The 17,291-nt window shown below is 45.4% G+C and carries 10 protein-coding genes; 7 read left to right on the top strand and 3 right to left on the bottom strand.

The features are described from left to right. Window positions 1–9: 9 nt before the first annotated feature. Complete coding sequence (locus V144x_RS10850; protein ID WP_144985184.1) at window positions 10–273, bottom strand: acyl carrier protein; 264 nt, start codon at window positions 271–273, stop codon at window positions 10–12. A gap of 324 nt (window positions 274–597) precedes the next feature. Beyond that, complete coding sequence (locus V144x_RS10845; protein WP_144985183.1) at window positions 598–1,848, bottom strand: beta-ketoacyl-[acyl-carrier-protein] synthase family protein; 1,251 nt, start codon at window positions 1,846–1,848, stop codon at window positions 598–600. 474 nt (window positions 1,849–2,322) lie between these two features. Here V144x_RS10845 and V144x_RS10840 point away from each other — a divergent pair, with 474 nt between their 5' ends. From V144x_RS10840 to V144x_RS10825, 4 genes are all read left to right on the top strand, one after another. Beyond that, window positions 2,323–2,892, top strand: coding sequence for a sigma-70 family RNA polymerase sigma factor (locus V144x_RS10840; RefSeq protein WP_144985182.1), 570 nt, complete (start codon window positions 2,323–2,325; stop codon window positions 2,890–2,892). After that, window positions 2,889–4,535 carry a LamG-like jellyroll fold domain-containing protein gene (locus tag V144x_RS10835; protein WP_144985181.1) on the top strand — a complete coding sequence of 549 codons (1,647 nt, stop codon included), beginning with the start codon at window positions 2,889–2,891 and terminating at the stop codon, window positions 4,533–4,535. The genes V144x_RS10840 and V144x_RS10835 overlap by 4 nt, the downstream gene beginning before the upstream one ends. A gap of 93 nt (window positions 4,536–4,628) precedes the next feature. Further along, complete coding sequence (locus tag V144x_RS10830; protein ID WP_144985180.1) at window positions 4,629–7,751, top strand: DUF1549 and DUF1553 domain-containing protein; 3,123 nt, start codon at window positions 4,629–4,631, stop codon at window positions 7,749–7,751. Window positions 7,752–7,815: 64 nt separating this feature from the next. Continuing rightward, entirely contained in the window at window positions 7,816–9,306 is a 1,491-nt protein-coding gene (locus V144x_RS10825; protein ID WP_232102787.1) for a DUF1501 domain-containing protein, read from the top strand. Between the two features lie 28 nt (window positions 9,307–9,334). Here V144x_RS10825 and V144x_RS10820 read toward each other — a convergent pair whose 3' ends face one another. Further along, on the bottom strand, window positions 9,335–10,096 hold the full coding sequence (locus V144x_RS10820; protein ID WP_144985179.1) for an AraC family transcriptional regulator: 762 nt from the start codon (window positions 10,094–10,096) through the stop codon (window positions 9,335–9,337). A gap of 201 nt (window positions 10,097–10,297) precedes the next feature. On the opposite strand from V144x_RS10820, the gene V144x_RS10815 reads away from it, so the two are divergent. The 3 genes from V144x_RS10815 to V144x_RS10805 all read left to right on the top strand — a co-directional run bounded on the left by V144x_RS10815 (window position 10,298) and on the right by V144x_RS10805 (window position 17,286). Continuing rightward, the gene (locus tag V144x_RS10815) at window positions 10,298–11,674 is read left to right on the top strand and encodes a DUF1501 domain-containing protein (RefSeq protein WP_144985178.1); all 1,377 of its coding nucleotides are present in this window, start codon (window positions 10,298–10,300) and stop codon (window positions 11,672–11,674) included. Between the two features lie 153 nt (window positions 11,675–11,827). Then, entirely contained in the window at window positions 11,828–14,341 is a 2,514-nt protein-coding gene (locus V144x_RS10810) for a DUF1553 domain-containing protein (protein ID WP_144985177.1), read from the top strand. 53 nt (window positions 14,342–14,394) lie between these two features. Next, entirely contained in the window at window positions 14,395–17,286 is a 2,892-nt protein-coding gene (locus V144x_RS10805; protein ID WP_144985176.1) for a c-type cytochrome domain-containing protein, read from the top strand. The last annotated feature ends 5 nt before the right edge of the window (window positions 17,287–17,291 follow it).

Here is a 17,291-nt window from a genome sequence, read left to right as displayed (position 1 = left end):
TTACTGGAATCAGACGGTGCTTTCCGCATCCTTCAGGATTGGAGTCAGGTAGGTCACAGTGCTATCCATTGTTACCAACTCACCATAATCTTCTTCTGGAATCTGGACACGATAAAGTTTACGCAACTCCATCACGATATCCAGAAAATCCATACTGTCTAATTCCATTTGATCACGAAAAGGAACACTATCATCAAGCTCCGAAAGATCCTCATCGGGAGCAATTCGCGCTAAGATATCCAAGATTACCGATCTGATTTGTTCCGGCGCCATGCAGAAACTCCAAACTTTCTAAAAATCCTGTAACATCGATTTCAATCAGCTCATCCAATGTTGTTCGCTGCAAAAACCGGTGAGGGGTAGTCTCTTATACCAGACAAACAAAATCCCCGTCAGAAGCCGGGAAATAAAAACCCGCCCCTTATAGAGGAATACTATAGCGCGATCTATGCGATTTAAACCAACTGAACCCTGAAGAAAGTCGAGATTTTCAGAAAATCTTTCAGACAGCGTTATAGTTTTCGATCAGGAAATCACTTTGTGAACAGAAAACGAGCTAAGATCAGTGTTTTCAATGAGATCTGACACGTGATCAAGTCAGTCAGTATACTTTTTGATAATCAGGACCGAATTGATTCCCAGCATGCCAAAAGAGTTGTTCAGAATGCATTCGACCCGCTCCATCTGACGTGGCTGATTGGGAACAAGTTGGGGTAATTCACATTCCGGATCAACTTCGTCCAGATTCAATGTTGCGTGGGCTATCCCATCATCAAATGCGGGAAGATTCCCCAACATTTCCAGAGCACCAGCGGCTCCCATCGCATGGCCGATAAAGCTTTTCGTATTGTTGATGGCAAGATCAGGGCAGTCAGCAAATACGTTTGCCAGTGCTTTGGCCTCCTCAATGTCTCCCTGAGTCGTCGCCGTGGCATGACTGCTGACGATATCAATATCAGAGGGTTGCAAACCAGCACGATTGAGAGCCAGATGGATACATTCTGCCTGTCGAGAAGAATTAGGAAGTACAAAATCACTGGCATCGGAATTCATGGCATAACCTACGATTTCCCCGTAAATTGTAGCACCGCGAGCCAGTGCATCGGGAAGACGCTCTAACGTACACACTGCTCCCCCTTCTGCAACAACAATCCCGTTTCGGTTCACATCAAAAGGGCGGCAGGCTTTGACTGGGTCATCGTGAGTGGCAAGTGCCCCCTGACTCTGGAAGCTGGCAAAAATGCCGAATGTGTGAATGCTCTCGGAAACGCCACCGCATAACGCCAGATCAACTTCGTTCAAGCGCAGCATCTGCACGCCTTGAATAAAGCCTGCATTCCCCGCAGCACAAGCGGCCCCCAACGTCAGATGTGGCCCCGTGATTCCTAAATTCAGTGTCACCTCACCTGCCGGATTATTGGCGACCGTTCTTGGATTATGATGATGAGACCAGACCTTAGTATCATAATCAAACTGAGATATTTCGTAGACTTCGTTTTCCGTCTCGACATTTCCGTGTTCAGTAATCCCCAGATAAACGCCTACACGATCCCGAGGCACATTTTCCCAATCGAGTTTGGATTGATTCACCGCCTCATTCGCACAATAAATGGCAATTGATCCTGCGCGTGTTCCCCGACGGACTTCTTTTCGCTTTTGATACTTTAATTCATCAAAATCGCAGACACCGGCCAGAACATCTCCCATATAACGAATGTTGTAATCAACAACACCGGAACGGCCTTCCAACAGACTTTGCCGAAATTCTCCTAAATTGTTGCCATTCGGAGCCGTCAAGCCAATTCCTGTAATGACGATTCGGCTTTGAGCATCCATTGATTCCTGCATGGATTTATACCACTCTGATCGATTTAGTAATGCGGTGAAGATTCGAAGACCACTCGACCGGTCTAGACGAGCTGGGGAATTGTTAAATAATAACTCAAGGAGATTACCCGTTCTACAATAAACTCGCAAGTGGCGCAGCAAGTCAGATTTGTGAATCCAGATAGAATAGCCGACAGTCTCGATAAACGATTTGTATAGTCATTGAAGTGAAAACCAAACTAAGATAATAAGCTCCCCTTTCGTCGAAAAGCGGATAAAATAGTATCGATATATTAGAAAGACCAATCCAGGAATTCATCGCTTGTTTTCAGTCAGGTCATTACTTTCTAAGAGAAAAAACTCATTTTGAGTTCCGAACCATAACCCTTATTGATTCATAAACTTACATCAGGTTTTGAACGCCGTTTCAAAGGATTTATCTAGTTTAAGTTGCTAACCCCCGTCCAATTTTGAAATCTGCGTACGATTATTATTATGAACGGCTCATCAGAAATACATCAAAAAACTGAAACAGGCTCAGGCTCGATTCCCAATGAGCAGTTTGTTTCATTGCTGGCCAGGCACCATAGTCTGATTCGTGGTTTCATCGGGACATTACTGCCTCATCAGACTGATGCCGAGGATGTGTTTCAGCAAACTTGTCTTGTTTTGTGGCGAAAATGGTCCACCTTTGATTCAGAACAGAGTTTTTCCGCATGGGCTTGTGGAATTGCTTTTTATGAAGTGAAAAATTTTCAGCGGGTCCAAAGTCGCGATCGGCACTATTTTTCTGAAGAAGTCCTTTCGCTCATTGCGGAACAACAAACAAGTTCACTCTCCGAAACAGATCAACAAAAGCAGGCACTCGACGACTGTATCAAAAAACTCGATCGTGAAAATCAGCAACTCATTCTCGATTGTTATCACGGACAACGCACAATAAAAGATGTTGCCGAACAATTAGGTCGTTCCAGTGATGCCATTTATAAGAAGTTATCTCGCTTACGACTTCGACTCATGGACTGTATGCAGCAGTCACTTCATTCACCGGAGGCCGGCACATGAAGCAAAATGATTCCCACAAAGATCGGTTAATCCAGCTCATTGATGCACTCCTGCAAGGAAACATCAGCCAGGATGCACATTCTGAACTGGAACAACTACTTAAAGAAGATCCAAAACAACGTCAGTCTTATTTAGATTACATGCGAGTCCATGCTGGTCTGTCAGTCTGGGCAACTGAGACTAGGGAATCTGATGATTGGATTCCACATCCGACACATACTGTGCCGCAAACCAGATTGGGAACTCCCCGTTTTCTGCTGTTACTGGCCTCTTCACTCGTTGCAGCCACACTATTGTTGTCACTGGCATACTATGCTGGCTGGAATACGCGCACCAATAGTGAACCATTCATCGCAGATTCCCCCAAAACCGCGTCCGAAGTTGAAACGAACTCACCAAAAACTGATCATATTGCGCTTTTAACGCAAGCAGTTGGCGTCGAATGGGACACTCCTCGCAATCTACAAACTGGCGCTGGTCTCTCTGCAGGCTGGTTGAAACTGAAAAAAGGAACGATTCAGGTCGAGTTGATCAGCGGTGCCTCGGTCCTGATTGAAGGTCCTGCTGCATTTGAGTTAATTTCCCCACTAAAAACGTTCTGCAAATATGGAAAAGTCCGGGCTTCCGTTCCCGAACAGGCTCAGGGGTTTACAATTGAAACATCAAAATTGAATGTCGTTGATCTGGGTACGGAATTCACTCTGTCCCTTGAACCATCAGGGGATGGGCAGGTTCAGGTCATTGATGGCATGGTGGAATTGCATCCGTCCAATCAAAGAAAAACTCCTTCCAATATTCAAAGCCTAAAAACCGGGGAAGGCGTGCAATTTGACCAACAGGGGATTACTAACCGTTTAACGGAAGGCATGTTACCTTTAATCAATCTGGAGGAGTTGTCGCTTCTGGCAGAGCAACAACAGCAACAACAATTTACCCGCTGGCAAAAACAGAATCAGAGTTTGAAAACGGATCCATCACTGATCGCTTATTACGATTTTGAAGAGACTTCAAACTGGTTAAGAACGCTCAGCAACAAAAGTCAGCACAATAAATCTTCAATCGATGGAGCAATTGTGGGCTGCCAGTGGACTTCGGGGCGCTGGCCTCAGAAACGCGCTCTGGAATTCAAACGGACCAGTGACCGTGTTCGCCTACATGTTCCCGGAGAGTATCAGTCTCTTACTTTCATGGCATGGGTCCGAATTGAAGGCTTTGACCGTTGGCTGAGTTCGCTCATGCTGACCGATGGTTACAATCCCGGTAATCCACACTGGCAGTTAAGTGATCAAGGCGAGATCATCCTGGGAATCAAAGAAGGGGGAGGGAAGAATTATTTCTCACCCGTGGTTTTGAAACCAACCGATCTTGGCCGCTGGATTTTTCTGGTGACCGTTTATGATCATCAGAAAAAAGAAGTGATTCACTATCTAGATGGCTTACCCGTAAGTCATCACCGACTTGAAAACCCGATTCCTCTGGTGATCGGTCCTGCAGAAATTGGAAATTGGCGACCGAAAGAACACACTGGCGAACATAGCATTCGAAGTTTAAATGGCCGTCTGGATGAATTTGCGTTATTTGGACGTGCCTTATCTGCTGAGGATATTTTAAAGCTATATGAATATGGAAAACCCAATTCCTGATTGATTTCTCCACTGATTTATTGTGACATAGAAACTAAAGACAATCACTCCCTGAACTCTCACCTGATTTTAATTCAAGACGACGAGGCATTGATGCGAAACATTTTCATCGCGCTCATACTGTTGTTCGGAATCGTTTGGCCCGCTTTTCTTTCCGCAGCTGAAAAGAAAGAAACACTGCCTCCTGACCATGCTCAACGGATGCAGCAGGGACTTGAACTCTTTAAAAAAGAGGTGCGACCGCTGTTAGTCGCCAAGTGTCTCAAATGTCATGGCGGGAAATCTGTTAAGGGAGACTTTGATCTTGCCACTCGCAAAAAACTGCTCGACAGCGGCATGATCGAGAAAACTGCCAAAGAGAGTCATTTGATGGCGCTGGTGGAACACCGCGAAGAACCTTACATGCCTTTAAAAGAAAAGAAGCTTTCAGCGAAAGAAATGGCCAGTCTGGCAAAATGGATTGATCTGGGAGCCCCTTATGACAAACCGTTGGCGACTTCCAGTAAATCTGGCTCTGAGAAGCTAGTCATCACAGACGATGACCGGAATTTCTGGTCGTTTCAACCTTTGAGTATTCCTGCGATTCCGAAAACGAAACACAGTAACCGCAGTCGAAATGAAATAGACCAATTCATTCTAGCTAAGCAGGAAGAACAGGGACTGACGCTTAACAAGGAAGTCAGCAAACGTGTTTACATCCGTCGTGCTTTTTTTGATCTGATTGGTCTCCCCCCTACTCCGGCTGAAGTCGAAGAGTTTCTGGCGGACAATTCTCCCAAAGCACATGAAAACCTCATCGACCGGCTGCTTGACAGTCCCCATTATGGCGAACGCTGGGCCCGCCATTGGCTGGATATCGCCCGCTTTGCAGAGAGTCATGGCTTTGAACATGATTATGACCGGAACTTTGCGTATCACTATCGAGACTTTGTGATCAAAGCATTGAATCAGGATATGCCTTACGATCAGTTTGTCAAATGGCAGTTGGCCGGTGATGAGATAGCCCCAGACAACCCACTCGCATTAATGGCGACCGGATTTTTGGGTGCGGGAGTCTTTCCGACTCAGATCACTGCCAATGAAGTCGAACGCACCCGCTATGATGCTTTGGACGATATGCTCAACACAACCAGTCAGGCAATGCTTGGCTTGAGCGTCGGGTGTGCCCGTTGCCATGATCATAAATTTGATCCGATCGCCAGCGACGATTACTATAGATTGCTCTCCACCTTCACCACCACAGTCCGCACCGAAATCGAACTGGATCTCGATCCCAAAACATACCAGAAACAGAAACAAAAATTTGATATTGCTCATGCTCCATTAGTACAAGCCTTAAAAGAATATGAATCAAAGCAGATCAATCCAGGTTTTGAAAACTGGTTGAAACAGAGAATAATTGATGCGGCACAATTTGATGAATGGATTTTACCAGAAGTGATAAGCCACACTTCAAAAGGCAAAGCTCGTTTTGAGAAACTGGATGACGGTTCGATTCTCGTCAGTGGTCCCAATATCAATCAGGAGCATTTTACATTCACGCTCCGTACGAATGTGAGACCTGTCCGATCAATTCGACTCGAAGCATTAACACATCGATCGTTACCACGACAGGGACCTGGGCGTGCTGTAAACGGAAATTTCTCATTGACGGCATTCAAAGTCAAAGCCAAGGCGGTCTCAGATAAAAAAGCAAAAGCGAAAAATATCAAACTGACCAATGCACGTGCCACTCACGAACAAAACAAAACGACGCTCTCAGCAAAGAGCGCCATTGACGGACAATATGGATCTGGCTGGGCCGTCGATTTGGGAGGCATCGGAAAAGATCAGGCCATTGTGTTCGACCTGGAAGAGCCAATTGATTGGGAAGGCGAGACAGAACTCACTGTGACAATGTCCTTCACAAATAATGTCAATCATAGCATTGGACATCCTCGTTTCTCACTCACCAGTTCCCCTTCACCTGAAGTCAAAACGGGAACCAGCAGCTCCGAACATCTGATGAAAGCCATTGAACTTGTTAAAGTGGGAAAACTGAACCAGTTGACTCCAAAACAAAAAGGGATACTGAAACGCTGGTTTAGTGAGCAAGACACACAATGGGCCGCACTCGCCCACAAAGTGAAACTGCATCTGAAAACAGAACCACAACCGGCACTGACAAAAGTGATGATCTGTAGTGAAGGTCCGAAGATTAAACCCGTTCGACATCATTCACAAGGGAAAGACTTCTTTGAAGAAACATACTATCTTACACGTGGCGATACCGCACAAAAAGGAGCAGTCGCGAAGCAGAGCTTCCTGCAAGTTCTGATGCGATCTCCTGACCAGGAAAAAGAGTGGATTGTTGCCCCTCCCAAAACCGCCAGCACTTCGTATCGTCGAACGTCTCTGGCTAACTGGATCACTGATACAAATCAGGGGGCAGGTGCTTTATTGGCTCGTGTGATGGTAAATCGAATCTGGCAACACCACTTTGGTAGTGGAATTGTTTCTTCCCCCAACGATTTTGGTCTACAGGGAGACCGGCCCACACATCCTGAATTACTTGAATATCTGGCCAACCAACTCGTAAATCATCATTGGCATCTGAAACCGTTGCACAAAAAAATCATGCTCAGTGAAACATATCGACAGTCGACGAATTTCGATCCAGAAAAGTCAAAAGTTGATCCGGAAAATCAACTGTATTGGCGTCGTTCTCCTCAGAGACTGGAAGGAGAAGCAATACGCGATTCCATTCTCTATATCGGAAATCGACTCGACAAGACCATGTATGGCCCGGGGACTCTGCAACAAAACAATCAACGCCGCAGTATCTATTTCAAAATCAAACGCAGCAAGTTAATCCCCATGATGCAACTGTTTGATGCTCCTGAAGCACTGGTCAGCATTGGACAACGTCCCAGCACTACGATCGCACCACAGGCACTTTTATTCATGAATGCAAAGTTCATTCGCGAAAGTGCGCAATCGTTTGCCAAACGAATTCACGCAGCCAATCCGGCTTCCCTCGAAAAAGCAGTCGAGAGCGCCTATCAAATTGCGCTGGGAAGAGAACCATCAAAAAATGAAGCAGCAGTTTCACTGGACTTCATTCAACAACATAAAAAATCATATGAGTCAGAAAAAAAACCGCAAGCTACACTACTGGCTCTCACTGATTTCACACACGCATTATTAAGTACCAATGAATTTATTTACCCGAATTGATCAGCATCCTTAATATAAATTCACTACGAAATTGAGACCAAACATAATCTTTCATTGAGGAAACATGATGTTACAACCAATATCGGAATTACCGACGATCTCATTGAACCAACTTCTGGCAAGACGGCAATTGCTTAAGCGGGCCGGAAGTGGCTTAGGAACTTTGGGACTGCTTAGCTTATTGCAGCAGGAGGGGGTTCTGGAAACAGCCGGCGCTGCTCCTGCAGTGAAAGCGACGAATCCGCTGGCTCCTAAACCGGCGCATTTACCTGCAAAAGCAAAATCAGTAATCTGGTTATTCATCAACGGGGGACCGAGTCACGTTGATACCTGGGACTATAAACCCGAGCTTGAAAAACGAGATGGCGTCGCTTTAGAGGGCTTTGATAACAAAACAGGATTCTTTCAGAACGCTGTAGGGCCCTTAATGAAGAGCCCCTTCAAATTTAAACAGTATGGAGAGTCAGGAAAATGGGTCTCCGATCTCTTTCCCCATCTGTCTCAGCACGTTGACAAGATGGCGTTCATTCACTCAGGTCATACAGAATCGAACAACCATAGTCCCGCTCTATTTATGATGAACTGCGGCGTTCCTAAGATGGGATACCCCTGCGTCGGTTCCTGGGTGACATATGGACTGGGCTCTGAAAGTAACAGCCTACCCGCGTTTGTTGTTATGTCAGACCCCTTAGGAAGAGGTCTTCCCAAAGGACAAAGTTTGAACTGGGGAGCCGGTTTTCTGCCAAGTGTATATCAGGGAACTTACCTAAAACCAAGCGGTGAACCGATTGATAATCTGAAGCCGCCAACAGCACTCACTGAAAAAGGACGACAGCGTTCTCAACTCGACTTATTGAAATCATTGAACCGTCAACATCTTCAACAGAATGAAGGCGATCAGGAACTGGCAGCGCGGATTGAGAGTTTTGAACTTGCTTATCGAATGCAGAGTGCAGCGCCAGAAGCATTGGATATCTCTAGAGAACCCAAACACCTTCAGGAGCAATACGGCATCGGTAACAAAAAATGTGAGCACTTTGCCAAACAATGTCTGATCGCACGACGAATGGTTGAACGTGGCACCCGTTTTGTGCAGATCTATTCGGGTGGCATGGAAAACCAGCGTAGCTGGGATGGTCACTCCGATATTAAAGGCAACCACAGCGGCTTCGCCGGAGAAACGGATCAACCCATCGCCGCATTACTGGCTGATTTGGCTTCACGTGGTTTACTCGATGAAACACTCGTGGTCTGGGGGGGTGAATTCGGTCGTCTGCCGATCGCCCAAAAAGGAGCCACTCCCGGACGAGACCATAACCCACATGCGTTTACAACATGGTTAGCAGGAGGTGGCGTCAAAGCAGGAACCAGCTACGGAGCCACCGACGAAATTGGATTTAAAGCCGCAGAAGATAAAGTGCACGTGAATGATCTGCATGCCACGATTCTGCGACTATTGGGAATGGACCACGAAAAACTTACGTATCTTTACAGTGGAAGACGTTTCCGCCTAACCGATGTCGGAGGCCATATCATCGATAAAATTATCGCGTAAACAGGAACTCAACAAAATAACAATGGACTTAAGAGATGGTTTCGGCCTGTTTAAATTTCTTCCGATACTCCGACGGTGAAATTCCCATTAGATTCACAAACTGCTTTGTAAAATAACTCTGATCATAAAACCCGGACTCCAACGCGATTTCAGAAATTCGTTTTTCGGTTCGCGTTAACGACTGACAGGCGGCATTGATTCTGACACGCAGAATATATTTCTGTGGAGTAATCTGATACAGCTTTTTGAATTTGCGATCAAATTGACTGACGGACAAAAAGATGAGATCCGCCAGATCCGAAATTTGAATCCGTTCGCGATAATGTTCGAGTACATAAGCGATGACCTTGTCTAACTCCTGATAAGACTGAAATTCGGAACCAGCCACTTTGATATCTCGTAACACACCAGCAACCCCAATGACTTTACCACCATCACCGAATAAGGGGATTTTACTGCAAAGATACCACTTTAGATTTCCGTGCCGATCGGGGACTAACCAGACCTGATTGGGAAGTGGTTTGGCAGACTGCATCACTCGCTGATCTTCAGCGACATACTGTTGAGCGAGGTCCTTCGGATGAATATCAAAATCAGTCTTTCCGATGATATCTTCTTCTTTGGAAATCGCACGAACATCCATCCAAGTTTGACTGATATTTATGAATCGTCCTTGTGCGTCTTTCGCAAAAAAGTGCGCATCAGGAATATAATTAAATAACTCTTCCAAATGGAGTTTATTATCAAGTCGTTTCAAGAACTGATCACGAAATGTCTGAGGATTCACCATGCGTAAATAATACAAATTTATGCGTGTTTTCTACAAGACACCGTTGATCTTAGCATCTACGATATGCAAAAATAAGCGAATAAGGAATTTCTTACGCATATAATGAAAGTACAAGCATTCTTTATTGGGTGATGACAAATAAATACAAGACCAATTTTAAACGATTAAGTTTGTTTTAGGTCCATTCTATTGGGGCGCATTATGCTGAAGTTTACTGGTCAGGGAGCGGCACATACCTGTTGTGGAGTTACTCGCAGAGACTTTCTCCAAGTCGGAACATTGGGCGCTATGGGGCTGTCGTTACCTCAATACCTGGAAGCGAAAGATCAAGGTCTGGTCGATAAAAAAAATGACAACCGTTCGGCGATCATGATCTTCAATCTCGGTGCTCCCAGTCAGTTGGATACATTCGACATGAAACCGGATGCTCCCGCTGAAATCCGTGGTCCTTTTAAACCCATCCACACGGCTTCACCTGAAATTGACATCTCAGAAATTTTACCTCTGCATGCCAAAGTGGCCGACAAGTTTTCGCTCGTTCGCTCCTGCTATCACACGGCAGCCGCCGTACATGATGCCGGCTGGCAAATGATGCAAACCGGTCGAATTTTTACAGGTGGAATTAACACTCCCCACATCGGGTCCGTCGTTGATTATCTTCGCGGTCGTAAAACAGATCTACCAGCAAACGTTGTGTTACCTGAAACCATGGGCCGGGGTGGTGGGAATCTTCCCAACGGTCAAGCCGGCGGTTTCCTGGGAAAAGCGCATGACCCGTTTGCACTGATGGCTGATCCATCCAAGCCGGACTTTAAAGTTCCTGACTTGCTGCCCCCGAAAGAAATCGGAACAGCTCGACTGGAACGTCGTAAAAAGATTCGTGAAGTGGTCGATAACACAATTGACTATTTTGAATCAACAGAAGATGCCAAACTCTTGAACGGTAATTTCCATTCTGCTTATCGCTTGATGACAAGTAAACAGGCCCGTGAAGCCTTTGACCTCGCGAAGGAGCCAAAGAAAGTTCGAGAACGTTATGGAATGAATCGGTTTGGTCAGTGCTGTCTACTGGCACGACGTCTGGTAGAATCGGGAGTTCGCTTTGTCACCATCAATACATTCCTGACCGTCTTCAATGAAATCACATGGGATATTCATGGCTCCAAACCCTTCACTTCAATTGAAGGCATGAAGAATATCGTGGCTCCCATGTATGACCAGGGCTATAGTGCCCTGATTGAAGATCTCTATGATCGAGGGATGCTGGATGAAACACTGGTATGCAATGTTGCCGAGTTCGGTAGAACTCCCAAAGTGAATCCAGCAGGAGGCCGAGATCACTGGCCACAGTGTTTTACCTGCTATTTTGCCGGTGGCGGCGTTCAAGGCGGTCGTGTCGTCGGTAGTAGTGACCCGATTGGCGGTGTTCCTGCAGATCGGCCCGTTTCTCCCGGCGATCTCGCAGCGACTGTCTATCATAGCCTCGGTTTCGACCTGCATACGATTTTACCAGGTCCCTCAGGTCGTCCTTTCCCAATCGTTGATGTGGGTAAACATGAAATTCGCGAGCTGTTTTAAAAATACAAATCAGTTCAAATAAAAAACTGATGTTAAAGATAAGTTACGATTTGAAGCAAATCGTATGATGGGCACCCCAGCTCATTGATAAAGATCTCTCCTTGTACGTCATAAAATCCTTCAAGACAATGCAAACATAAAGAGAAGTGTTCGATGTCTCCTGCAAAACCAGCTAAATCATTGATTCTATTTTTGACCTTCATAGGATTGTTGATTTCCAGTATCAACACCAGTTCTCTTCTCGCGTCTGAATCGGAAGAAAGTGTGGTATTGCTACCGAAGAAGGTTCAACTCTCCGGTAAAGAAGCACGGCATCGTATCTCCTTTCAGAAGATCTCTGGCGGTAATATCGTGGGACCAGTCTCAAGAGAGTACAAACTCTCATCGAGTGATCCTTCTGTTGTTAAAATTATAGATGATACGCTGATACCTGTGAGTAATGGTCAGGCGATAATTACAGCAACCACGGGAACACTTCAGTCAAAAAGCTCTGTCGTCGTCACAAACTTTAGCAAACCACATCAATGGAGCTTTCGTAACGATGTACAGCCAATCTTAACCAAAGCCAGTTGTAATACCGGCGCCTGCCATGGAGCGCTTGCTGGAAAAGGTGGATTTCGCCTATCCTTGAAAGCGTTTGATGATCAAGGTGATTTTCATACGATCGCAAAACAGTCACGCGGACGCCGTATTGAATTGTCTGATCCCGCCCGCAGTCTGATATTGATCAAACCAACGGGAGCGGTTCCTCACAAAGGGGGCGTTCGTTTCGAAACCGGTTCGCCAGAATACCGTATTCTCTCTAGTTGGATCGCGCAGGGAGCCACTCCTCCAAGCGCAAAAGATCCAATCATTGAACGGATCGAAGTACTCCCTTCCCGATCTATTCTCGTTAAAGGACAAACACAACATCTGCTGGTGCAGGCTCACTACTCTGATCAGTCAGTTCGTGATGTGACCCAATGGACCACATTCTCTTCAGTGAATGAAAGTGTCGCTCAGGTAGATGCAAAAGGATCTGTCAAGGTCACAGGTTTCGGTGAAGGAGCTATCGTCTGCATCTTTTCCAGTAAAATTGCAATTTCAAAAATCACGTCACCCTATCCACAAAAGATTGATCCTGCTGTCTATGCAAAATCACCACAATATAATTTCATTGATGAACTGGTTATTAAACAATTAAAACGCTTAAACCTGCCTCCCTCGCCCCAGTCAAACGATGTGGACTTCATTCGAAGAATCTACATCGACACAATTGGCACGCTTCCTACTCCCCAGGAAACAGAAATATTTCTTTTTGACCAATCTCCTTACAAGCGAAACAAACTCATTGAGCAGCTCTTAAACCGTCCTGAATTTATCGACTATTGGACTTACAAATGGTCGGATCTCTTATTGGTCAATGGAGTACTCATTCGTCCGCAAGCCGTAAAAAAATATCATGAATGGATCAAAGGGCATGTAAAAAGTAATACCCCCTGGGATCAGATGGTGCGCGAACTGATTACCGCGCAAGGTAGCAGTATTGAAAATGGCGCCACCAATTTTTATGCCATTCACCAGGACCCTGAATCAATGACGGAGAATGTGAGTCAGGCATTCCTGGGTCTGTCAATTGCCTGTGCCAAGTGTCATAATCATCCCTTGGAAAAATGGACGAATAATCAATATTACGCGATGGCGAATTTCTTTTCTCGCGTCCGTGCGAAAGGTTGGGGAGGCAGTAAAGGTTCAGGCGATGGTATTCGAACTCTCTTTGTAGCCACCAAAGGAGATTTGGTTCAGCCGTTAACGGGTAAGCCACAACCCCCTACTCCACTGGATGGAGAACCTATTGACATCAATGACCCGGAAGATCGTCGCATTTATCTGGCAAACTGGTTGACTTCGAAACAGAACCATTTTTTCAGTCGTTCCATTACCAATCGTGTCTGGGCTAACTTCTTTGGTGTGGGACTGGTCGAATCGGTTGATGACATGCGGGAATCAAATCCTGCCAGCAACGAAGAATTACTGAACGCTACCTCTAATTATCTTGTCAAAAATAACTTCGATTTAAAAGCATTGATGAAGATCATTCTTCAATCTGCTGCCTACCAGAGGAGCAGCCAACCGCTACCTGAAAACAAAGATGAAAAGCGGTTTTATTCCCGATACTACCCCAGACGCATGATGGCTGAAGTTCTCTTAGACTCGATTTCACAAGTCACTGAAGTCCCAGACGAATTCACCAAATTTTACGAACCGAACCCTCAAAAGACCGACTTCTATCCCAAAGGTACCAGAGCGATTCAGCTATACGACTCTTCTGTGATCTCTTACTTCCTGAAAACGTTTGGCCGTAACGAGCGAATGATCACGTGTGAATGCGAACGAACCGAAGAACCCACGATGGTTCAAGTACTTCATATTTCCAATGGAGATACCATCAACAATAAACTCAAAGCCAAAGAAAGCCGTGTTACGAAATTAATGGCGGCTAAGAAAACAGACAAAGAGCTGATAGCAGATATTTACATGCTATGTCTCTCGCGTAAACCGACAACTGAAGAAGAAACCAAACTCGCAAAACTGCTCTCTGAAACACCAAAAGCAGAAAAACGCCAAGCTGTCGAAGATCTCTTCTGGGGTATCTTAAGTAGCCGCGAGTTTCTGTTTAATCATTAAATTGATAGTACTAGCTAATTTAAATACTTTATATAGCTGACTTGAGGTCATCGATGTCACACATTTTGACAAAAACAATTCTGGCTTTTTCAATCGCTCTTGTATTTGCTTCTGCGAACTCTTTACAGGCAGAAGAAGCACAAATTGATTATCAAAAACAGATCACCCCCTTGTTTCGAAAATATTGTGAAAGTTGTCATAGTGTTGATGATCCCGAAGGAAAGTTCGCAATCGACACTTACCAGGGGCTGCTTAAAGGCGGCAAACATGGTCCTGCGATTTTTCCCGGTGACAGTAACAACAGTCGCCTGATGCGGATGATCAAAGGCGAAGCCAAGCCAGTAATGCCCCCTGAAGACAGTGGTGAGAAACTCACTTCACAAGAGATTAAACTTCTGGAAGAGTGGATCGGCCAGGGCGCTAAAGGACCATCCGGAAAAAAACCGACGCGCACTCGATTATCAATTCCTCAAATTGCTCCTATAAAATCGGTTAAAAAACCGATTACCTCTCTTGCCTCTTCCAAAAACGGTATACTCGCTATCGCCCGTTTTGCAGAAGTAGAAATTTTATCACTCAGCTCTGGTAAAACGGTTCATAATTTGAAAGATCTTCCCGGTAAAGTAAACTCAGTACGATATAGCCCTGACGGAAAATGGTTGATTACCTCTTCGGGAACAACGGGCCTGTTTGGGAAATCAATCATCTGGGACGTTTCGACTGGTAAAAAGTTAAAAGAATTTTCGGGTCATAGAGATGTGTTGTATGCTTCCCAGATCAGCCCGAATAAAAAATGGCTCGCTACCGGCAGCTATGATCGAAACATTATTCTCTGGGATGTCGAATCCGGAAAAAAAATACGAGACTTAACAGGCCACAATGGGGCCATTTTTGATCTGGCATTCAGTCCTGACAGCACAACACTCGCTAGTGCCTCCGCTGACTCTACAGTAAAAATCTGGCAGGTTTCAACAGGTAACCGTCTGGATACTCTCAGCCAGCCTCTCAAAGAACAATTTGCCGTCTCATTCAGTCCAGATGGGAAATTCATTCTTGCAGCAGGTGCAGATAACCGTATTCGAAAATGGAAGTTTGTTTCGCGAAACTCAGCAAAAATCAATCCACTGATTACATCGCGCTTCGCACATGAAAGTCCGGTAATCCAATTTGTTTATTCCCCTGACAACAAACTGCTGGCGTCTATTTCCGATGACCGCTCGTTGAAAATCTGGGATGCTGAGCAGTTAGTCCTGTTAGACGTAGTCGACGATTTACCTGCAATTCCTACTTCCGTTGCTTTTTCGCCAGATTCAAAATACGCTCTGGTCGGATTTAGCAATGGTCTTGTGGAGCAGTATCCACTTGTATCAAACTCAACCTCTCCCAAGAAAAAACAAAACAATACAGTCACCAAGGCGAAACCAAATCTACATAACAAAAAAATGATCAAAGCAGTCAAGTTAAAAGAGCAGGAGCCCAATAACCACACGAAAGAGGCGACTGTTCTGACGTCACCTTCAGTTATCGCCAGTGGTATGATTCATTCCTCTCAACAAGATCATTCCGATCTCGACTTATATCAATTTGAATCCAAGGCAGGTGAAGAATGGCTCATTGAAACCAATGCGGCACGCAAAAAATCCAAGCTTGACTCGAAAATCGAAGTGCTCGATGCGGAGGGAAAACAGATCCCCAGAGTTTTACTGCGGGCTGTCCGCGATTCGTATTTCACATTCCGAGGCAAAGATTCCAATATCCTAAGTGACTTCCGGATCCATAATTGGCAGGAAATGGAATTGAACGAATACCTGTATGCCAACGGCGAAGTGGTTAAGCTCTGGCTGTATCCACGTGGTCCTGATTCAGGATTTAACGTCTACCCCGGTAGTGGTGGGAAACGTTATACTTATTTTGGGACCAGCCCCATTACTCACGCTCTGCATGAGCCCTGTTATATTGTAGAGCCTCATCCTGTAGGGACGGAGTTACCTCCCAACGGCCTTCCAGTGTTCACAGCCTATTATGAAAATAATGATGATGGTAGACGTGAACTGGGCGACGATTCCCGGCTGATATTTAAGGCCCCAAAGGACGGTACTTACTACGTACGTGTTTCTGATGTTCGGGGATTCCAGGGAAAAGACTTTCATTATGAGTTGACCGTTCGCCCTAGAAAACCGGACTTCAAGGTGACTCTGAAAGGAGCTAACCCCAAAATCAACGCAGGTAGCGGGAAAGAAATTGAAGTCGTCGCACAGCGTATGGATGGGTTCGATGGCCCGATTCAAGTTGACATTTCAGATGTGCCTCCCGGATTTCATGTTACCAGCCCGATTATTATCCAGTCAGGACATGATCGTGCTTATGGTGTCATTTCTGCAGACCCAGTAACAGATCTCCCCGGACCTCTTGTAGCGCCCAGACCGACAGATGAAAAATATCATCCAATCAAAGTCATGGCCTCAGCAATGATTGCTGGCAAAAAACAAACGTATGCGGTGAATTCATTGGGTACCATTCAGTTACTGAAAAGCCCGAGATTAATCATTCGAATCGCGGCAATGGATACAAATACAAAAAGTGGCGCGGGATTAAATTTTATAGAGATTCCAGAAAAACCTTTGGAGCTGACAGTTCATCCTGGCGAAACGATCGCAGCCAAGGTCCTGCTTTTACGAGACGGATATAAAGGTGTCGTTGGATTTGGACGCGAGTATGCAGGACGAAATCTACCCCACGGCGTTTATGTCGATAACATCGGATTGAACGGCCTGTTACTACTGGATGATCAAAACGAACGAACATTTTATTTGACTGCGGCGAAATGGGTTCCGGAAACAACACGGCTGTTCCACATTCAAGCGGCACAAGAAGGCAGGCAAACCTCCATCCCTGTACTGCTGCATGTAAGGCACAAAGAGAATCTGGCATCCAAATCTCAGTAGTTCAG

The organism is Gimesia aquarii (assembly GCF_007748195.1).
Taxonomy (GTDB): domain Bacteria; phylum Planctomycetota; class Planctomycetia; order Planctomycetales; family Planctomycetaceae; genus Gimesia; species Gimesia aquarii.
The sequence above is the reverse complement of the archived record's forward strand: the minus strand, read 5'-3'. Positions and strand labels throughout refer to the sequence as shown.